Origin of the sequence: Streptomyces alboflavus (assembly GCF_000716675.1) — a bacterium.
Taxonomy (GTDB): domain Bacteria; phylum Actinomycetota; class Actinomycetes; order Streptomycetales; family Streptomycetaceae; genus Streptomyces; species Streptomyces alboflavus.
The window spans coordinates 15,256-32,587 of the sequence record NZ_JNXT01000104.1 but is presented as its reverse complement, the minus strand read 5'-3'; the positions used below and the strand labels follow the sequence as shown (position 1 = coordinate 32,587).

The following is a 17,332-nucleotide window of genomic DNA, read 5'->3' as shown; positions in this document are numbered from 1 at the left end:
CCCGCCCCGACAGCCCAGCCCGCCCCGACCGCCCCGTCCAGGCGCAGCACCACCCGCCGCCCGCCCCCGAGCCGCACGGCGAACACCCCGTCGGTCCGCCCCTCGGCGCGCAGCAGGATCTCCGCCTCGGCGGCCCAGCGGTCGACGGCGCAGCCGAGCCCGTCGGGCGCGGTCGGCAGCGGTTCCGGGTCGGCGCGGAGGAGGGAGTCGGCGGGCGTCCGGTCGGCCCCGGAGCGTACGCGCAGCTCACCGGCCCGGCGCGCGTCCCACAGATGGCGGTGCAGGTCGAGCCGGAACCGTCGGCTGGGATACGGGTGGGGGTGCGGGTACGGCCGCGCACGCGGGTACGGGGACAGGGGCGAGGGCGGGTCCTGGTGGCCGAGGACACCGGGCCCCGCGCGGGACCCGTCCCACAGCGCGAGGCTGACCCGCTGCCCCGCGTCCGCCCACGCGGGCGGCGTGCGGACCACCAGGTGCACCGGGTGCGGGGCGCCCGCGCCGCCCCGCGCGCCCGTGTCGTACGGGGACTCCCCCGTGTCGTACCGGGCGAGCGGAATCGTGAGCCCCGGCCGCAGCAACCCGTCCGGGGCGATCCTCGGCAGGTGCCAGCGCAGCAGGTCGGGCGCGAGGTGGCGGAGGTCGTCGCGGACGCGGGCGGCGAGTTCGCGGCCGTGCGTGCGCGTCAGGGAGCGCGGGCTGAGGTCCACGTCGACGCCCGCGGCGGCGCACGCCCCGGCCCAGTCACCGGCAAGGCGGCGGGCGGTCGCGGTCTCGATCATGGCGGGCGGCACGGCGAACTCGCGTACGCGCGGCCAGAAGGACGGGCGCCGGTCGAAGGGGCGCCGGAGGGAAGGGCGGGTGTGCCCGTTCGCGATGTCGGTGAGCATCAGCACTCACCTTGCGCGGACGGGTCCCCCAATCTGTCAACAGAGTGAGTCGTCATCGCGAGGGATGGTACGACCCCGCCCCGCGCCCTGTCAGGTGTTTTTCCCGAGCTGTACCGAGTCCTGGTCCGCGCTGTACTGGGACTGGAACTTCGGGGAACGTGAGGGCGTTGGCAGAAGGACGCGCGGAACTCGCGCGTACGAGCGTTTACATGGCAGAAGCTGAGGTGGCACGGATGGCTATGTGGGACAAGCTCAAGGAGCAGGCCAAGGGTCTGCAGCAGGCGCAGGGTTCGCGCGGTTCGAGCGGGCACGGCAGCGGGCACGGGCGGCCGGGCGGGTCGTCCGGCAGCTCGAAGGCGCAGCTCATCAGCACGCTCAAGACCCAGCTCACATCCCTCAAGACGGAGCTGAAGAGCGGTTCGTACCGCGACGCGAGCATGGCCATGTGTGCCCTGGTCGCGGCCGCCGACGGCCAGGTCGACCCGGCCGAGCGGCAGCACGTGGAGTCGCTGATCCTGCAGAACGACGTGCTGAAGAACTTCCCGTCGGACCAGTTGCTCCAGCGGTTCAACAAGCACGTGGACCAGCTGGCGTTCAACTTCCAGCAGGGCAAGACGGAGGTCCTGCAGGAGATCGCCAAGGCGTCCAAGAAGCAGACGGAGGCCCGTGCGGTCGTGCAGACCGGCCTGGTCGTCGCGGGCGCGGACGGCTATGTCGCCCCGGCCGAGGAGCAGGTCCTGCGCGAGGCGTGCGCCGCACTCGGCCTGTCCCCGCAGGAGTTCGGCCTCTGAGACGGCCGGGCGGCGGCCGCTGAGATCCCGGCGGGACAATATCTGTCGCGGCGGCATGAGGAATTGCGGCGAGGCGCACTGAGGATTCCTTGCACGACAGCCGGAGCAATTAATTTTCCCAGCGTTTCCCGGTCCTGCCGTGCTACTGTCGATCTCAGTTGCAGTTGTGGTTCCCGAAAACGGTTCTTTTCTTCCGACGGGGCAATCATCACGGCGACACGGAGTCCGCACAGGGCGGACTCCGAGCACCGCCCCGAAGGAGAATAAAATGGCTGCAGGTACGGTCAAGTGGTTCAACGCGGAAAAGGGCTTCGGCTTCATCGAGCAGGACGGCGGCGGCCCCGACGTCTTCGCCCACTACTCGAACATCGCCACCCAGGGCTTCCGTGAGCTGCTCGAGGGCCAGAAGGTGACGTTCGACATCGCGCAGGGCCAGAAGGGCCCGACGGCGGAGAACATCGTCCCCGCCTGACGCAGCGGATACACGCACTTCGCAGCTGGGGCCCGCACCTTGGGGTGCGGGCCCCAGCTCGCTGCGTTTCCGGCTGACTCGCTGCGTTTCCGGCTGATCAGCGCGGTAATCAATCCGCCATTCTTGGCTAGTTCTTGCGATTCTCTGCGCCGCCACCGTGCTGCGGGAATTCCTTGATACCTGCCGATACGCGCCACATCAAGGAAGGCCCCGCATGAACCGCACCCGCAATGGCGATCGCTACACCCGTACCCGAACCGGTGGCTCCGGCCGCCCGAATTCCACGGGCCGCACCGGCTCCGGCCGACCGAATTCCACCGGCCGCCCCGGCGGCCCGTTCCGCGGAAACGGCCCCGCCCGGCAACGCCCCGCACTCCAGGGCGAGTTCGCCCCGCCGAAGACGATCACCCCCGCGCTGCCCGCCGTCGAGGCGTTCGCCGACCTGGACATGCCCGCGCAGCTCCTCACCGCGCTCGGCCGGGAAGGCGTCACCGTGCCGTTCCCGATCCAGGCGGCCACCCTGCCGAACACCCTCGCCGGCCGCGACGCGCTCGGCCGCGGCCGCACCGGCTCCGGCAAGACCCTCGCGTTCGGCCTGGCCCTGCTCGCCCGCACGGCGGGCCGTCGCGCCGAGCCCCGGCAGCCGCTCGGACTCGTCCTCGTACCCACCCGTGAACTCGCCCAGCAGGTCACCGACGCGCTCACGCCCTACGCCCGCTCGCTGCGGCTGCGCCTTTCCACCGTCGTCGGCGGGATGCCGATCGGCCGCCAGGCGAGCGCGCTGCGCGGCGGCTCGGAGATCGTCGTGGCGACGCCCGGGCGCCTGAAGGACCTCATCGACCGGGGCGACTGCCGCCTCGACCAGGTCACGACCACCGTCCTCGACGAGGCCGACCAGATGGCCGACATGGGCTTCATGCCGCAGGTCACGGCGCTGCTCGACCAGGTGCGGCCCGAGGGGCAGCGGATGCTGTTCTCCGCCACCCTCGACCGCAACGTCGACCTGCTGGTGCGGCGCTATCTGAACGACCCGGTGGTGCACTCCGTCGACCCGTCCGCGGGGGCGGTGACCACGATGGTCCACCACGTCCTGCACGTGCGCGCCGCCGACAAGCGCCGGGCGACCACGGAGATCGCGGCCAGGGACGGCCGGGTGATCATGTTCCTGGACACCAAGCACGCGGTGGACCAGCTGACCAAGGACCTCCTGAGCAGCGGTGTCCGCGCCGCCGCGCTGCACGGCGGGAAGTCCCAGCCGCAGCGCACCCGGACCCTCACCCAGTTCAAGGACGGGCACGTGTCGGTGCTCGTCGCCACGAACGTGGCCGCGCGCGGCATCCACGTCGACCAGCTCGACCTGGTCGTGAACGTGGACCCGCCCACCGACCCCAAGGACTATCTGCACCGCGGCGGCCGCACGGCCCGCGCCGGGGAGTCCGGCAGCGTCGTCACCCTGGTGACCCCGAACCAGCGGCGCGCGATGAGCCGCCTCATGGCGTCCGCGGGCGTCACCGCGCAGACCACCGAAGTACGCTCCGGCGAGGCCGAGTTGAGCCGCATCACCGGAGCCAGGGAGCCGTCCGGGATCCCCGTCGTGATCCGCGCGCCCGCCCCCGAGCGGCCCCGCCGCGGCGCCTCGTCCTCGCCCCGTGGACGCCGTGGCCGCGGCGGACGGAACCGGTCCGCGACTGCGGGTACCCAGGGTCGGCCCGCCGGACAGGCCCTAGAGTCTCCCTGAGGGCCCCGTGGCCCGGTGGACCCGCAGCCACGCCCGGGCCGCCCGGCCCCCTCGCCACCCGGCCCCGTCAGGACCGCTCAGCCCGTAGCACCGCTCAGCCCCTTCTCTCCCCGTCTGTGAGGCATCATGCGCTGCGTCATTGCCAGGTTCCCCTTCGACCTCTCGAAGAACGAAGTGCTGGCCACCATGAAGGACATCGAGCCCGAGCCGGTCACCGGCGGCGAGTACGTGATCATCGGCCGCCGCAACTACCCCGCCAAGCAGGTCGGCGCCGTCATCACCCGCCAGGACCGCCGCGACTTCACCAGCGGCGAGGTCACCCGGGCCATGACCCGGCTCGGCTTCACCTGCCGCAACGCGGATGAGCCCGCGCCCCAGCAGCCCCTCGCCCCCGTGGCGAACGCCTCGGCGCTGCTCGGCGGCCCCGTCCCCGGCCCCGTCGCGCCGGAGGCGTGAGCCATGGCACCGCAGGCGTGAGCCACCGCGCCAGAACCACGGAAGGGCCCCGCCGGTACATCGGCGGGGCCCTTCCCTCTAGGAGGCGTACACGTTCACCTCTCTCCAGGAGGCGTACGCGTTCACCGTGCGTCGACGGAACGAATGATCACTGGTCGGAGTAGCTGAAGTCGCCCACGGTCCAGGCGCTGACGTCCTTGATCGCGACCCGGTACATGCCCCCGGTCTCGGGGATCCCCACGCTGCCCTGGAGGATCCGGGCGAGGTGGAAGTGCAGATGCGTGGGCGCCGTCCCATCCGCGTCGCCGGAGTCCGGGACGGGCCGGACCGGCGCGCTGTGACCGGCGAAGACGTCGGAGAACGGGCCGAGGCGGTCCGAATCCTTCAGGACCTCGGAGACCCGCTGCCTCCACACGCTTTCGGGAGCGAGGCGGCCGGTGAGCACGGCACCCGCGACGACGACGGTGAGCGACATCTGGTTGCTCTGCTCCGACTCGACCATGGCGGAGATGTTGACGAGCAGCTCGTCAGGGTTCGACATGACAGCGGATTCTATTCAGCGGCCCGCCCCGGTCCCACCCCGCGTACGGCACCGCCGGTGGCGGAAACGGAAAGTCGTCAGGGCGGCGGAGGCGACGCATGGTGTTGAATTCGTCCGGGGCCCCGGGTGCCGTACGGCATCGGGGGCCCTTCGACGCGTTGCACAACGAGGTGACATGACAGCAGATATCCCCCTCAGTGGTCGTCTGGACGACGACGACTATCCCGCCTACACGATGGGCCGAGCAGCGGAGATGCTCGGCACCACCCCGGGTTTCCTCCGGGCCATCGGCGAGGCCCGCCTGATCACCCCGCTCCGCTCCGAGGGCGGCCACCGGCGCTACTCCCGCTACCAGCTGCGCATCGCCGCCCGGGCGCGTGAACTCGTCGACCAGGGCACCCCCATCGAGGCCGCGTGCCGCATCGTCATCCTTGAGGACCAACTTGAGGAGGCCCAGCGGATCAACGCGGAGTACCGGCGGGCGGCGGGCGAGGCGGCGGGCCGTGCGGCTGCCGCGACGGACGGTGCGGCAGCCGCGAAGGACCGCTCGGCTCCCGCGCAGGACGGACCGGCTGCCGCGCAGGACGACCCGGCCTCCGACGCCTAGTCCGCCCGCAGCGACCGCCAGATCCGGTCCGGCAGGACCCGCACCGCCTCGTCCAGATCCACCTCGTAGGTGCCGGCGAGCCAGCGGTGGGCCGTCTCCGCGACCGGGCCGAGGAGCAGGACCTCGATCATCTGGTCGGGCAGCACCGCCACTTCGCCGGCGGCGACGCGCCCGTACATCCAGGAGGCGATGGCGGCGAACTTGGCCTCCTTGGCGGCCGCCACCTCCTTGGCGTGGGCCGTGAGGTAGCGGGAGTACGCGGAGGCGTGCAGGAAGGTGGCCACGTCGCGGTGTGCGCGGGTGAACTCCAGGTACTCCCTGACGAAGGCCTGGATGCCGGTGCGGGCCGTACGGGAGCGGGTGACGGCGGCCACCACGGGGTCGCAGAGCTGGTCCTGGCAGCGGATGTACAGCGCGGCGGCGAGTCCGTCGAAGCTGCCGAAGTGGTGGTAGAGGCTGCCGAAGCTGACGCCGCTCGCCGCCGTGACCGCGTTGACCGTGAATCCCTGCCGTCCCGATGCCGCGTACACCCGCAGGGCCGTGTCCAGGAGCAGGTCGACCGTGGCCTCGCCACGCTGCTGCTTAGGCGCCATGCGGAACAGCGTAGTTCAGATCCAGCACCGGAAACTTTTTCTAGAAAAAGTCTCTAAAAATTCGGTGTGTTGGGACACACTCTCTGCCATGGTCAGTCATGAGCCCGAGTCGGGTCGTCCACCGGCGCACCAGCCGGTCCCCGGCAACCCCTACGCCCAGCCGCTGCCCCAGCCCCCCGCCCAGCCGCCCTTCCCGCCCCCGGCCGGACCACCGCCCGCGGGCCCCCGCAGGCGCGGCGCCCTGATCGCCGGCGTCGGCGCCCTCGCCCTGGTGCTCGTGGGCGCCGGCGTCTTCGTGCTCACGCGGGGAGACGGTGACGGGGACAAGGACGGTTCCCGCAAGCCGGTGGCGCAGGACTCGGACAAGCCCGCGCGGGACGGACGCGAGTCGGCGCCCCCGCGCGACGGCAGCGACGACGACGGCGGCAAGGGCACCGGGTCGGCCGGTCAGATCGACGTCAACGCAGGCCGCAAGCCCGGCGACGCCAAGGCCTGGCTCGCCGTCAACGACGTGAAACTGCCGGGCAAGGGCGGCCAGTTGCTCGACCTGTGGCGCGTGGACGGCCTTGTCGCGCAGGCCGAGTACGACGAGGTCACCGCGTTCAAGGCGGCCGACGGCAAGCGGGCGTGGCGGGTCCGGCTGCCCGGCGAGGTCTGCGACACCCCGGTGAACCCCTCGCCCGACGGCAAGGTCGTCGTCGCCTACACCACGAGCGAGGCCCGGGTCGGGGCGAAGTGCAATCAGTTGCAGCTGATCGACCTCAAGACCGGAAAGAAGGGCTGGCACAAGAAGCTCAAGGAGCACAGCACGCTGGACAGCACCACCGCCACGCATGTGGCGATCAGCGGCTCCACCGTCATGGTCGACCAGGACTCGGTCGCGCACGCCTACCGCATACGGGACGGCAAGCGGCTGTTCACCACCGAGCACCGGCGCGAGGGCGCCTGCTTCCTGAGCGGTGTCGCGGGCGGCCCCGGTCTGATCCAGGTGCAGGGGTGCGCGGCGGGCTCGAAGTCCACCCACGGCCGGCTGCGCAAGCTCGACCCCCGCACCGGCAAGGCCGAATGGGTCTACCGGAGCAAGAAGGGGTGGACCATCGACAAGGTGTACTCCGTCGACCCCCTGGTCGTGTCCGTGCGCAACCGCGCCGATCTGAACAAGTGGGCGCTCTCCGTCGTCGACAAGCAGGGCAGGCAGCGCTCCTGGATCGACCTCGACCAGCGCAAGGAGAAGTTCTCGCAGTGCACCGGGGCCGGTGACTCCGGCGAGGGCGTGCAGAACTGCGGCGGGGGCGTCGTCGCCCACGACACGCTGTACCTCGCGACCGAGCCCAAGGACACCCTCGGGCCCAACAAGATCGTCGCCTTCGACCTCGGCACGGGGAAGGCCAAGTGGTCCGTCGGCGCCGGGGGACGGCAGCTCCTGCCCGTGACCGTCAGCGACCGGGACGGGCCCGGGGTGATCGTGTACGCACGCCCGTACCGGGACATGACCGGGCGGACCCTGCTGCTGCCTCCCGGCGGCGGCAAGCCGAAGGTGCTCCTGAAGCACACCGCCGCCGCGCAGAAGATCGAGGTCTTCATGTTCGCCGGGCACACCCTGTACGCGGACACGCGGCTGTTCGTCACGCCGACGCGTCTCAACGGCAGGAGCAACGGCTCCGCGGGCGAGGAGGGGAACGGGCGGATGCTCTCGTTCGGACCATGACGCGGCCGTTCCCCCAGCGGTGCCCACAGCCGTCGCGGCCCCTGACCGCACCGCAGTCCCCGCACTGTTCCCGCCCCTGTTCCTGGAGCCACGATGACCAACCCGCCCTCACCGCAGCCGCAGCCGCCCCAGCCCGGCGGCTTCGGGCCCCCGCCGCCGCAGCAGCCCCAACAAGCGCCCCAGCAGGGCGGCTTCGGCCCGCCGGTCGAGCCGCCGCCCGGCGGGTACCCGCAGCCGGGTGCGTACGGACAGCCCGGCGGTTACTCCCAGCCGGGTGGCTTCGGGCCGCCGCAGCCGGTGCCTCCGCCGAACCCGACACCGGGTGGGGGCGGGCGCTCCCGGGGCCGGGCGGCGATCATCGGCTCCGCCGTGCTCGCGGTCGCGCTGATCGTCGGCGGCGGTGTCTGGTACGCCACCCAGCAGGGCGATGACGACGGCTCGAAGGACAAGGCGGCGGGCAAGCAGCGGCCCGACGGCGCCGGACCCGCGTACGAGAAGCCGAAGGAGCCGGTGCCCGCCGACCCGAAGGCCTTCTTCAAGGGCGCCGCCAATCAGCCCAAGTTGCCGAAGGGCGCGAGCACGTACCGGGTGAAGGGGTCCTGGCTCACCGACAAGATCTACGCGAAGGCGTCGGTCAGGCGGATCACCGGGCTCGACGCGGCTACCGGCAAGGACGTGTGGAAGCTGGACAAGCCCGGCATGTCCTGCGCGGGCTCCACCAACCTCGGCAACGGCAACATAGCCGTCGTCGTCACCCAGCCGGCGCCGAAGGCCGGGGACGACGAGAGGAGCTACGCGCCCTGCACCGAGGTCATGGCGTTCGACGTCGACACGGGCGAGAAGCTGTGGACCAAGTCGGTCAGCATCGGCTACCAGAAGGAGAAGACCCAGTTCAACCAGGCCACGATCGTCGGCGACACCGTGGCGCTCTCCGGCCTGTACGGCGGCGCCGCCTTCGACCTGCGCTCCGGCAAGCTCCTGTGGAAGCCGAAGCTGGGCGAGAAGTGCCGAGACGTCGGCTACGGCGGCGGCGACCGGCTCGTGGCGGTGCGCTCCTGCGGTGAGCTGAGCACGCCGAAGTTCAAGGTCGAGCTCCTCGACCCGGCCACGGGCAAGCCCAAGTGGAGCTACGGGATGCCCGAGGGCGTCAAGTCCCCGAACGTCATCTCCACCTGGCCGGTGGTGCTCGGCACGGACTCCGGCGAGATCACCGCGTCCGGCGCGTCCGACATCTTCTCCCTCGACGACCGCGGCAAGCTGCGCACGAAGTTCGAGCTGCCGGACGGCCAGTACATGCACACCTGCGGGACGTCGTCGACCAACGAGGACTGCAAGGGGATCGTCGCCGGGAACGGCAAGCTGTACGTGGCGACGGCGCGGCGCGACGGCGACAAGGAGTACACGACGACGAACGACATCGTGGTGTTCTCCCTGGCCACCGGCAAGACCACGGGTCAGCGCGTGAAGGGCGGCGACGAGGCGCCGGTGATCCCCCTCCGCATGGACGGCGGGAACGTCCTCGTCTACAAGAGCTCCCCCGTCACCCGGGTCTACTCCGTCCACGGCCGCACGATGAAGCAGACCCTGCTGCTCGACGCGACCACACGCCCGTCCGCCCTGCCGCCCCTCATCTCGGAGGTGCACTACAGGCACGGCAAGCTGTACCTCAGCTCCGACCTGCTGTCCCGCCCGGTCTCGGACCGAAAGTCGGTCATGATGATGGGATTCGCCGCGAAATAGCAAGCATGATCTAACCTGACCCCCGACGGACATATGCGTGCGAAGTGCCGGGCGGCGCGACGCGGTGGGGAAAGAGGACGGTCAGCCGATGCCGCGAGCTGTGCGGGCCGCCCGCCGCGTCCGCGCCGTCCTGCGGGCGGAGTGGCAGTCCCTCTGCCTGGCCGCGTGGCGGGAGCTGCGGGACCGTCGCCTGGCCGGGGTCTCCCTCGCCGTGGCGGCGGCCCTCGCCATGATCTGCCTGCACGAACTCCAGCAGATCCCGGCGAGCGACCGCGTCGTGCGCCGCGTCAGCGAGGTCCGCGCCGACCAGCCGCTGTGGCTCTCGCTCCTGCGCACCCCCGTCTCCGTCCTGGTCCCGACCCGGGACCAGCCGGTCTGGGGCGGCCTCCCCCGCCTGCTCCTGTCCCTCGGCCTCGCCCAGCTCCTCATCGGCTGGAGACGCACCCTGCTCATCGCGTACGCGGCCACGCTGGCCGGCACCCTCAGCGCCCGGGTCATGGTGGCGATCGGCCCCGACCACTTCGCGGGCGTACCGGCCGCGTACGCCCACGACGTGGACACCGGCGCGTCGGCGGCCGTGGTGGGCCTCTTCACCTACCTCTCGGTACGGCTGCGGGCCCCCGCCCTGTGCCTCCTGACCGTCGTACCGACGGTGGTGGGCTCGATCCTGAAGCCGAACCTGGCGGGCCGGGAACACCTGGTGGCGGTGACGTTCGTCCTCGCCCTTGCCCTGGTCCAGGAGCTCCGAAGACCGAACGAATTCCGCCGGGACGGCTCCCGCCAGGACAAGGCCGCGTCGTCCCCCTGAGGGCAGCCGTCAGCCGCGGTACGTCAGACCGACCCGAGGTCCGACGAGACCCAGTGCTCCGGCCGCAGCCGGATGACGACCTGCTCGCCGTGCTCCTTCAGGGCCATCTCCACATACCCGTCGACCTTCTCGGCGGGGAGATACCGGGCGGAGATCTCCCGCAGCCGCTCCACCGTGGCGTCCTCCGTCCCCACGACGGCCCCCTCGACGCTCACGTACCGGATCGTCGGCTCGAGCCGCTCCACCATCAGCGAGAACCGCCCCGCGGCGGCGATCAGCCGCGCCTTGCGCGAGTCCCGCCCCGTCAGGACCCACACGTCCTCACCGGGCGCGTACTGGTACCAGATGGGCACGACGAGCGGCGCCCGCCCGTCCTCCCCCGAGTCCACGGCCAGCGCCGCGATGTGCGGCTCGGCCAGGAACTGCTCGCGTTCGTCACGGGTGAGAGCCATCGTCGATCCCCTTTTCCTCGTCGAACTCGCGTGTCCCACCTGCTTACACGTCCAGCGCCGTGCCGTACACACGGGACACCCGGACGCGCACCACCACTCCGCGGTCCTCCTCGGCGCCGGTCAGGGAGCGGGGGCCTGCCGTGCCGGGCGCAGGACCGTCAGCGTCACCACGAGGGCCGCCGCGAGCAGGGCCGCTCCGACCGTGAACGCCAGGTGGTAGCCGGACGTCAGGGCCTCCGCGCGGGTGCCGCCCTCGGTCAGGGTCCTCTCCGTGCGGGAGGCGGCCAGGGTGGAGAGGACCGCCACGCCCAGCGCGCCGCCGATCTGCTGGGTGGTGTTGAACAGGCCCGAGGCGAGGCCCGCGTCGTCCTCCCGGGCGCCGGACATGCCGAGGGTGGTGAGGGCGGGCAGGGCCAGGCCGAAGCCCGCGGCGAGGAGCATGACGGGGAGGAGGTCGAGGGCGTAGGAGGAGTGGACGGGGACGCGGGCCAGGAGGGCGAGCATGGCGAGGAGCAGGAGCAGGCCCGCCAGGAGGACGTTGCGTTCGCCGAAGCGGGCGTTCAGGCGGGCCGAGACGCCGAGGGACACCGCGCCGATGGCCACGGCCGCGGGGAGCATGGCGAGGCCGGTGGCCGACGCTCCGTAGCCGCGTACGTTCTGGAGGTAGAGGGCCACCAGGACCTGGAAGGCGAACAGGGCCGCCACCATGAGGAGTTGGACCGCGTTGGCGCCCGTGACGCTGCGGGAGCGGAACATGCGCAGGGGGAGGAGGGGGGTGCGGGCGCGGGCCTGGCGGATCACGAACGCGGTGAGCAGCAGGGCGGACGCGGCGCCGAAGGCCAGCGTGTGGGTGGACAGCCAGCCGTGCTCCTCGACCTTCACCACGCTGTAGATCCCCGCCATCAGGCCCGCCGTGACCAGGAGCGCCCCGGTCACGTCCGCCCCGGCCCTGATGCCGAGGCCCCGGTCGGCGGGCAGCGCGGGCACCGCGAGGAGCAGCGCGGCCAGGCCGATCGGCAGGTTGATGAAGAAGATCCAGTGCCAGTTCAGGGCGTCCGTGAGGACTCCGCCGAGGACCTGTCCGAGGGAGGCGCCCGCGGCGCCGGTGAAGCTGAAGACCGCGATGGCCCTCGCCCGTTCCCCCGGCTCCTTGAACAGGGTCACGAGGATGCCGAGGCTCACCGCCGAGCTCATCGCGCCGCCGACGCCCTGGAGGAAGCGGGCGGCGATCAGGGTGGCCGGGTCGGCCGCGAGGCCCGCGAGGACCGAGGCGAGGGTGAAGACGGCCGTGCCCGCGAGGAACATCCGCTTGCGACCCATGAGGTCGCCCAGGCGGCCCGCCAGGAGCAGCAGGCTGCCGAACGCGATCAGGTAGGCGTTCACCACCCAACTCAGGCCCGCCGACGTGAAGTTCAGGTCCTGCTGTATCGCCGGCATCGCGACGGTCACGATCGACCCGTCGAGGATGATCATCAGCATTCCGGTGGCGATGACGCCGAGGGCCAGGCGTTTCTGGCGGGCGGTGGGCTCCGGATCCGGCTCCTTGGCCACCGCGGGGGCGGGTGCGGGGGCGGAACCGGTGGTGGCGGTGGTGGTGGAGGTGGCGGACATGGGCTCTCCCGTTGACGAAGGCGCGGCCCGGTGCTGCCCGGGCCGTCCGATGCTCAGGACCGTAGCAGATAGTTTCGTTGCAGACTATCCATCTCGGGCGCACATCCGTCTTCTCGGCTACGCTGGCGACATGACCGCCATGGCACCCGCCCGCACGGAACCGGACCTCTCCTTCCTGCTCGACCACACGAGCCACGTCCTGCGCACGCAGATGGCGGCGGCGCTCGGCGAGATCGGGCTCACGGCACGCATGCACTGCGTCCTGGTGCACGCCCTGGAGCAGGAGCGCACCCAGGCGCAGCTCGCCGAGCTCGGGGACATGGACAAGACGACGATGGTCGTGACCGTGGACGCCCTGGAGGAGGCCGGGCTCGCCGAGCGGCGGCCCTCCAGCCAGGACCGGCGGGCCCGGATCATCGCGGTCACCGCCGAGGGCGCGAAGGTCGCGGCCCGCAGCCAGCGCATCGTCGACCGGGTGCACGAGGAGGCCCTCGGCGCCCTCTCGGCGACGGACCGCACGGCCCTGCTCCGCGCCCTGAACCGGCTGGTCGACGGGCATCTGGCGACCCCGGCGGAGAGCCCGCGCCCGGCCCGCAGAGCGCGTCAGCGCGGGTAGGCGCGCAGGCCCCGCGGACGGGTGTTCACGTACGGTGGCTGGACGCATCGTCACACGAGGGGGCCTTGACATGGCGCTGTTCGGAAACGCCCACACCGTCGACCCGGCGTCGGCGCAGCAGGACTACGCCCGGCTGATGGGCCACGGCGAGCAGGTCTACGCCGCGTACAAGCTGATCCGCGACACCATCCTGCTCACCGACCGCCGCATGGTCTTCATCGACAAGCAGGGCATGACCGGCAAGAAGGTCGAGTACCACTCGGTGCCCTACCGCAGCATCACGCACTTCGCGGTCGAGACCGCGGGCCACTTCGACCTCGACGCGGAGCTGAAGATATGGATCTCCAGCAACCCCGTGCCGATCGAGAAGACCTTCACCAAGGGCGTCGACATCTACGAGGTGCAGGCGATACTCACCCAGTTCGTGGCCAGGTAGGCGCCGGACGCCGTCGGGCGGTCGCCAGGTAGTCGAAGGTCCGGGGACGGGGTACGTTCGTGGGTGCACTGCACAGCAATCCAGGGAACGACCCCCCATGATCTTCATCACCGTAAAGTTCACCGTCCGCCCCGAGCGGAGCGAGGCGTGGCTCGACCTCGTCGACGACTTCACGCGGGCCACCCGCGAGGAGCCGGGCAACCTGTTCTTCGAGTGGTCGCGCAGCGTCGACAACCCGCACCAGTTCGTCCTCGTCGAGGCGTTCCGCGACGGCGAGGCGGGCGCGGCGCACGTGGAGTCCGCGCACTTCAAGGCCGCGATGGACACCATGTCGTACGCCATCGCAGAGATCCCCCAGATCGTCTCCACCGAGATCCCCGGCATGGACGGGTGGGGCCGGATGGGCGAGGTCGCGCCGCGCGAGGCCTGACCGATCCGTACGTGAGTGGGGCCCCGGACCAGGACGGTCCGGGGCCCCACTTGTGCGCGGGCGCCGTTCAGGCGGCCGGCAGCCGGTCCAGGAACCCGTGCACCGCCCGGATCCGGCCGTCCTCCGCCAGGACGATCACGTCGAACCCGGCCACCGGCGCCGAGCCGTCCGCGTCGGACACCAGCTCCCAGGTGAAGCGGGCGATGCCGTGGTGGCCGTCGACGGCACCGGTGTGGCGGAACGAGAAGCCGGGGAACTGCTCCCGGGCCCCGGCGATCACCGCCGCGACGCCCTCGTGCCCGGCGACGTCGGCCAGCGGGTCGGTGTAGGTGCCGTCCTCGGTCCACGCGGCGGCCACGGCCTTGCCCAGGCTCGCGGGGTCGGCGCTGTTCCAGGCCTCGAAGTAGCGGGCGACGGCGGTCTCGTGAACGTCCTGTGCGGCCATGGGTGTTCGCCTCCGGCGGTGTCGTGGGTCAAGGGGTGGTGCGGGTCCCGTGCCCCGAAGACCGGGCGGAGTGCGCCGCCCGGGCTCCGGTGCACCCAAGACTGCCGGGCGGACGCGGCACGTTCGATTACGCCGGAGGTAATGGTCGGCGCACGCATGACTTTCGCCGCCGCCGCACCTGTGCTTGCCTGGGGGGCCGATTCCATGGGGTGGGACGGGAGTTGCGGATGCGTAAGGCGTGGTGGGTCGGGGTGCTGCTCGGCGCGCTCCTGGTCGGCGGGTGCGGGGACCCGGGGTCCGACGGCGAGGGCGGGCAGGGGGCGCCGCCCGCGCCCGCCCCGGGCGACCCCACCGACGGCGCGTCGCAGACCACCCGGGGCCGCGCGGAGGCGGACCGCGGCGCCCGCGCCAAGGGTGACGAGCCCCGCGGCGGCAAGCGGGACCAGGCCGGGGGCGGCCGGAAGAACGCCCCCACCGCCCCGCGCCCCACCACCCGCCCCAAGGTCCTCTACCTCGGCGACTCCCTCGCCATGGAGAACCAACGCGTCCTCGGCACCCTCCTGCGCGACCAGGTCGGCGCCCGCTACACCAGCGCGCCCTACTCCGGCACGACCCTCTGCGACTACCTGGAGGGCACCGGCAAGGACTCCCTCGTACCGGACCGGCACAAGGCGGCCACGCTCGTGCGCGAGCTGCGGCCCGACTATGTGGTGCTGCAGTTCTGGGGCAACGCCTGGGGCTACACGCCCTGCATGGAGGGCATCACGTACGACAAGGCGCAGGGCAGGTACTTCTCCCGGTACGCGGCCGACGCGCGCCGTCTGACCGGGCAGATCACCGACGCCGCGCGCGAGGCGGGCGGCAAGCGGCCCAAGGTGGTGTGGGTCTCGCAGGGCCCGGACCCGATGACCCCGGACCGGGTCCGCCGCGTCAACGCGCTCTACCGCCAACAGGCCGCCGCGACCGGCGACTTGGTGTCCGACGCGGGCAGGTCGGTCAGCCCCGCCGCCGCCCGGCACACCTGGGTGGAGAAGCTGCCCTGCACGGCGTACGAGCGCGCCCACCGCGCGTACTGCACCGAGCCGGAGAGGGACCGCACCGCCCTGCACCGCTCCGACGACCCGCTGCACTTCTGCCTGGCCCCGACGACCGCCAAGTCCCGCCCGTGCCCGGTGCGTTCACCGGGCATCCGGCGCATCACGCAGGCCGTCACGGACACACTGCGGGCCCACGAGACCCGCTGAGCTGGCTTGATGAAGTCCACTGCGGTTCGAGAAGCGCCCTGAAGGGGCGCGGGGAACTGCGCGACCAGCCCCCACACACCCGCGGACTCAAGACGACACAGCGCCGCAAACCCAGCGAAGCGCCTAGCGCCGCCAGGCGCTGTACGACATGACGTCCCCGGCCTCGACCGCGAACCGCGGCTGGTCCTTGGTGAACAGCGCCTCCAGGCCCAGCGGTTCGCCCGAATCGGGGTCGAGGATCAGCATGTACCGCAGGTGCTCGTCGCGGGAGTCGTGGACGTAGGCCTGGCCGGAGCGGCCGAGCCGGTCGGTGACCGTGCCCGCGGGGCGCAGACCGCCGCTGTCGGCGAGGAGCCGGGCCAGGGCGGCGCTCTCGCGCGCGCCGAGCGTCCAGGCGTCGAGGAGCGAGGGCAGCGCGTCCAGGATCTCCTGGGTGCTCGCGGGCGTGGTGCGGCGCGGGAAGCCCGGGTCGTGGACCTCCGTGAGGTAGTCGCGCAGGGCGGCCGCGGTGCCCGGCGGGCGGGAGCGGGGCGGGGCGTCGGACCAGCTCGGCGGGAAGACGCGCTCGCCGAGCAGCTTGCCGTCGGCCTCGACGCGTTCGGTGCGGCTGCCGTCCGGGTGCCAGCGGACCTCGCGCTCCTCGGGCAGCGTGACGGGGCGCTTCGCGTCCGGGCCCTCGTCCATGGCGAGGCTCCAGGTCTGGACGTGGGAGCCCTTGCGCAGCCGCGGTCCGCCGGCGCGGGCGGCGGCCTCGGCCCGGTCCGCGAGGCGGTCGAGCGTCAGCGTGGCGCCGTCGCGCGGGTGCAGGGCGCCGGGCACGGCGGCGGTGGCGGGCGCGGCGGCCAGGTCGGGCACGGTGAGCGCGAGGACGGCGGCGAAGGCGACGGCGGCGGCCTCCGCCCACAGCACCACGCGGCGGCGGGCGCGGCGGGCCCGGGTGCGGTGCAGGAGCTGGTTGAGGCCGCGCTCGGCGACGGCGTTCAGGGGGCGGTCGCGCCAGGGGCCCGCGGTGGCGGAGACGGGGTTGGCGGCGCGCAGCAGGTCGAGGTCGGGGGTCAGGTCGAGGTCGTGGGTGGGGTCGAGGTCAGGGGTGCGGGCGTCGTCCGGGCCGGGGGCGTCGCGCCGGTCGTCCAGGTGGTCAGTCACGGCTCTCAGCTCCCGCTCGTCCCGCTCGTACATTCATCTGCATCCGGTCGATCTCCGCGCGGAGTCTGCGCCGGGCCCGGTGCAGCCGCATCGCCGCCGCGCCGGGGCTGCACTCCAGGGCCACCGCGAGCTCGTCGACGCCCAGCTCCTCCCAGGTGGTCAGGCGCAGGGCCTCCTGGTCGGCGGGGGAGAGCCGGGCCAGGGCCTCGTGCACCCAGGAGCCGGGGCGTTCGGTGTCCGGGCTGTCCACGACCTGGTTGCCGTGGGCGCTCTCGTTGAGGCCGATGCGGTGCAGCAGGCGCCGTCGGCGGCCGAGGCCGCGCACCGTGTTGGCCAGGCAGTTGCGGGCGACGGCGTACAGCCAGGGCAGCGGCACCTCGGGGAGTTCGGAGCGGCGCCGCCAGGCTATGGAGAAGACGTCCGCCACGACCTCCTCGACCTCGTGGGCCTCCCCCGCGTCGAGCCTGCGCGCGACGAACCGGCTCACCGCCCAGTAGTGCTCGCGGTAGGCGGCCGCGAAGGAATCGTCCGTGCTCATGGACCGTAGGTGTCCGGCATGCGTCCGATCCTCACACCCGGCCGCTGTGATTCTCGCGGCAGGGGGTCACGGT

19 protein-coding genes and 1 pseudogene are annotated in these 17,332 nt (G+C 72.3%); 12 read left to right on the top strand and 8 right to left on the bottom strand.

All coding sequences use genetic code 11. The features are described 5' to 3' along the window. Nucleotides 1–887 (bottom strand): annotated as a pseudogene (locus OO63_RS39965) (hypothetical protein); the annotation flags it as partial. A 233-nt stretch (nucleotides 888–1,120) separates the two neighbouring features. Between OO63_RS39965 and OO63_RS39960 the strand changes: the two are divergent. From OO63_RS39960 to OO63_RS39945, 4 genes are all read left to right on the top strand, one after another. After that, nucleotides 1,121–1,678, top strand: coding sequence for a tellurite resistance TerB family protein (locus OO63_RS39960; RefSeq protein ID WP_030362119.1), 558 nt, complete (start codon nucleotides 1,121–1,123; stop codon nucleotides 1,676–1,678). 268 nt (nucleotides 1,679–1,946) lie between these two features. Continuing rightward, a complete protein-coding gene (locus OO63_RS39955) occupies nucleotides 1,947–2,150 on the top strand; it encodes a cold-shock protein (protein ID WP_030362120.1) in 204 nt (67 codons plus the stop codon). A gap of 214 nt (nucleotides 2,151–2,364) precedes the next feature. Next, complete coding sequence (locus OO63_RS39950) at nucleotides 2,365–3,888, top strand: DEAD/DEAH box helicase (RefSeq protein ID WP_030362121.1); 1,524 nt, start codon at nucleotides 2,365–2,367, stop codon at nucleotides 3,886–3,888. A 126-nt stretch (nucleotides 3,889–4,014) separates the two neighbouring features. After that, nucleotides 4,015–4,344, top strand: coding sequence for an SCO5918 family protein (locus OO63_RS39945; RefSeq protein ID WP_030362122.1), 330 nt, complete (start codon nucleotides 4,015–4,017; stop codon nucleotides 4,342–4,344). Nucleotides 4,345–4,492: 148 nt separating this feature from the next. Here the strand turns inward: OO63_RS39945 and OO63_RS39940 are convergent, their stop codons facing one another. Beyond that, complete coding sequence (locus OO63_RS39940) at nucleotides 4,493–4,885, bottom strand: hypothetical protein (RefSeq protein WP_030362123.1); 393 nt, start codon at nucleotides 4,883–4,885, stop codon at nucleotides 4,493–4,495. Nucleotides 4,886–5,060: 175 nt separating this feature from the next. On the opposite strand from OO63_RS39940, the gene OO63_RS39935 reads away from it, so the two are divergent. Continuing rightward, nucleotides 5,061–5,492 carry a helix-turn-helix domain-containing protein gene (locus OO63_RS39935; RefSeq protein WP_078619662.1) on the top strand — a complete coding sequence of 144 codons (432 nt, stop codon included), beginning with the start codon at nucleotides 5,061–5,063 and terminating at the stop codon, nucleotides 5,490–5,492. Here OO63_RS39935 and OO63_RS39930 read toward each other — a convergent pair. Then, nucleotides 5,489–6,085, bottom strand: a complete 597-nt coding sequence (locus OO63_RS39930) for a TetR/AcrR family transcriptional regulator (protein ID WP_030362125.1) — start codon at nucleotides 6,083–6,085, stop codon at nucleotides 5,489–5,491. The genes OO63_RS39935 and OO63_RS39930 overlap by 4 nt on opposite strands. 88 nt (nucleotides 6,086–6,173) lie before the next feature. Here OO63_RS39930 and OO63_RS39925 point away from each other — a divergent pair, with 88 nt between their 5' ends. The 3 genes from OO63_RS39925 to OO63_RS39915 all read left to right on the top strand — a co-directional run bounded on the left by OO63_RS39925 (nucleotide 6,174) and on the right by OO63_RS39915 (nucleotide 10,341). After that, complete coding sequence (locus OO63_RS39925) at nucleotides 6,174–7,793, top strand: outer membrane protein assembly factor BamB family protein (protein ID WP_033264936.1); 1,620 nt, start codon at nucleotides 6,174–6,176, stop codon at nucleotides 7,791–7,793. A gap of 93 nt (nucleotides 7,794–7,886) precedes the next feature. Further along, nucleotides 7,887–9,533 (top strand): outer membrane protein assembly factor BamB family protein, encoded by a 1,647-nt coding sequence (locus OO63_RS39920; RefSeq protein ID WP_033264935.1) that lies wholly within the window; start codon nucleotides 7,887–7,889, stop codon nucleotides 9,531–9,533. A gap of 88 nt (nucleotides 9,534–9,621) precedes the next feature. After that, nucleotides 9,622–10,341, top strand: a complete 720-nt coding sequence (locus tag OO63_RS39915; RefSeq protein WP_063750506.1) for a hypothetical protein — start codon at nucleotides 9,622–9,624, stop codon at nucleotides 10,339–10,341. Nucleotides 10,342–10,364: 23 nt separating this feature from the next. Here OO63_RS39915 and OO63_RS39910 read toward each other — a convergent pair whose 3' ends face one another. Both OO63_RS39910 and OO63_RS39905 read right to left on the bottom strand, forming a co-directional pair. Next, a complete protein-coding gene (locus OO63_RS39910; RefSeq protein ID WP_030362128.1) occupies nucleotides 10,365–10,793 on the bottom strand; it encodes a pyridoxamine 5'-phosphate oxidase family protein in 429 nt (142 codons plus the stop codon). A 120-nt stretch (nucleotides 10,794–10,913) separates the two neighbouring features. After that, the gene (locus tag OO63_RS39905) at nucleotides 10,914–12,404 is read right to left on the bottom strand and encodes an MFS transporter (protein WP_078619659.1); all 1,491 of its coding nucleotides are present in this window, start codon (nucleotides 12,402–12,404) and stop codon (nucleotides 10,914–10,916) included. A 130-nt stretch (nucleotides 12,405–12,534) separates the two neighbouring features. On the opposite strand from OO63_RS39905, the gene OO63_RS39900 reads away from it, so the two are divergent. The 3 genes from OO63_RS39900 (at nucleotide 12,535) to OO63_RS39890 (ending at nucleotide 13,886) form a co-directional block, all read left to right on the top strand. Further along, the gene (locus tag OO63_RS39900) at nucleotides 12,535–13,020 is read left to right on the top strand and encodes a MarR family winged helix-turn-helix transcriptional regulator (protein ID WP_030362130.1); all 486 of its coding nucleotides are present in this window, start codon (nucleotides 12,535–12,537) and stop codon (nucleotides 13,018–13,020) included. 70 nt (nucleotides 13,021–13,090) lie between these two features. Further along, nucleotides 13,091–13,456, top strand: coding sequence for a PH domain-containing protein (locus OO63_RS39895; RefSeq protein WP_030362131.1), 366 nt, complete (start codon nucleotides 13,091–13,093; stop codon nucleotides 13,454–13,456). Nucleotides 13,457–13,553: 97 nt separating this feature from the next. Next, entirely contained in the window at nucleotides 13,554–13,886 is a 333-nt protein-coding gene (locus tag OO63_RS39890; protein WP_030362132.1) for a putative quinol monooxygenase, read from the top strand. 67 nt (nucleotides 13,887–13,953) lie between these two features. On the opposite strand, the gene OO63_RS39885 is transcribed toward OO63_RS39890, so the two are convergent. Continuing rightward, nucleotides 13,954–14,331 (bottom strand): nuclear transport factor 2 family protein, encoded by a 378-nt coding sequence (locus OO63_RS39885; RefSeq protein WP_030362133.1) that lies wholly within the window; start codon nucleotides 14,329–14,331, stop codon nucleotides 13,954–13,956. Between the two features lie 227 nt (nucleotides 14,332–14,558). On the opposite strand from OO63_RS39885, the gene OO63_RS39880 reads away from it, so the two are divergent. Beyond that, on the top strand, nucleotides 14,559–15,575 hold the full coding sequence (locus tag OO63_RS39880; RefSeq protein WP_030362134.1) for an SGNH/GDSL hydrolase family protein: 1,017 nt from the start codon (nucleotides 14,559–14,561) through the stop codon (nucleotides 15,573–15,575). Nucleotides 15,576–15,698: 123 nt separating this feature from the next. Here the strand turns inward: OO63_RS39880 and OO63_RS39875 are convergent, their stop codons facing one another. After that, nucleotides 15,699–16,721: a CU044_5270 family protein gene (locus OO63_RS39875; RefSeq protein WP_346009356.1), complete on the bottom strand. Its 1,023-nt coding sequence runs from the start codon at nucleotides 16,719–16,721 to the stop codon at nucleotides 15,699–15,701. Continuing rightward, complete coding sequence (locus OO63_RS39870) at nucleotides 16,714–17,259, bottom strand: RNA polymerase sigma factor (protein WP_030362136.1); 546 nt, start codon at nucleotides 17,257–17,259, stop codon at nucleotides 16,714–16,716. The genes OO63_RS39875 and OO63_RS39870 overlap by 8 nt, the downstream gene beginning before the upstream one ends. Nucleotides 17,260–17,332: the final 73 nt, after the last annotated feature.

What these genes read in the sequence shown, in the direction of transcription:
- OO63_RS39905 (WP_078619659.1), bottom strand. Translation starts at nt 12,404, where the DNA reads ATGTCCGCCACCTCCACCACCACCGCCACCACCGGTTCCGCCCCCGCA.
- OO63_RS39920 (WP_033264935.1), top strand. Translation starts at nt 7,887, where the DNA reads ATGACCAACCCGCCCTCACCGCAGCCGCAGCCGCCCCAGCCCGGCGGC.
- OO63_RS39885 (WP_030362133.1), bottom strand. Translation starts at nt 14,331, where the DNA reads ATGGCCGCACAGGACGTTCACGAGACCGCCGTCGCCCGCTACTTCGAG.
- OO63_RS39900 (WP_030362130.1), top strand. Translation starts at nt 12,535, where the DNA reads ATGACCGCCATGGCACCCGCCCGCACGGAACCGGACCTCTCCTTCCTG.
- OO63_RS39935 (WP_078619662.1), top strand. Translation starts at nt 5,061, where the DNA reads ATGACAGCAGATATCCCCCTCAGTGGTCGTCTGGACGACGACGACTAT.
- OO63_RS39910 (WP_030362128.1), bottom strand. Translation starts at nt 10,793, where the DNA reads ATGGCTCTCACCCGTGACGAACGCGAGCAGTTCCTGGCCGAGCCGCAC.
- OO63_RS39945 (WP_030362122.1), top strand. Translation starts at nt 4,015, where the DNA reads ATGCGCTGCGTCATTGCCAGGTTCCCCTTCGACCTCTCGAAGAACGAA.
- OO63_RS39890 (WP_030362132.1), top strand. Translation starts at nt 13,554, where the DNA reads ATGATCTTCATCACCGTAAAGTTCACCGTCCGCCCCGAGCGGAGCGAG.
- OO63_RS39895 (WP_030362131.1), top strand. Translation starts at nt 13,091, where the DNA reads ATGGCGCTGTTCGGAAACGCCCACACCGTCGACCCGGCGTCGGCGCAG.
- OO63_RS39930 (WP_030362125.1), bottom strand. Translation starts at nt 6,085, where the DNA reads ATGGCGCCTAAGCAGCAGCGTGGCGAGGCCACGGTCGACCTGCTCCTG.
- OO63_RS39955 (WP_030362120.1), top strand. Translation starts at nt 1,947, where the DNA reads ATGGCTGCAGGTACGGTCAAGTGGTTCAACGCGGAAAAGGGCTTCGGC.
- OO63_RS39960 (WP_030362119.1), top strand. Translation starts at nt 1,121, where the DNA reads ATGGCTATGTGGGACAAGCTCAAGGAGCAGGCCAAGGGTCTGCAGCAG.
- OO63_RS39940 (WP_030362123.1), bottom strand. Translation starts at nt 4,885, where the DNA reads ATGTCGAACCCTGACGAGCTGCTCGTCAACATCTCCGCCATGGTCGAG.
- OO63_RS39925 (WP_033264936.1), top strand. Translation starts at nt 6,174, where the DNA reads ATGGTCAGTCATGAGCCCGAGTCGGGTCGTCCACCGGCGCACCAGCCG.
- OO63_RS39880 (WP_030362134.1), top strand. Translation starts at nt 14,559, where the DNA reads ATGCGTAAGGCGTGGTGGGTCGGGGTGCTGCTCGGCGCGCTCCTGGTC.
- OO63_RS39870 (WP_030362136.1), bottom strand. Translation starts at nt 17,259, where the DNA reads ATGAGCACGGACGATTCCTTCGCGGCCGCCTACCGCGAGCACTACTGG.
- OO63_RS39950 (WP_030362121.1), top strand. Translation starts at nt 2,365, where the DNA reads ATGAACCGCACCCGCAATGGCGATCGCTACACCCGTACCCGAACCGGT.
- OO63_RS39915 (WP_063750506.1), top strand. Translation starts at nt 9,622, where the DNA reads ATGCCGCGAGCTGTGCGGGCCGCCCGCCGCGTCCGCGCCGTCCTGCGG.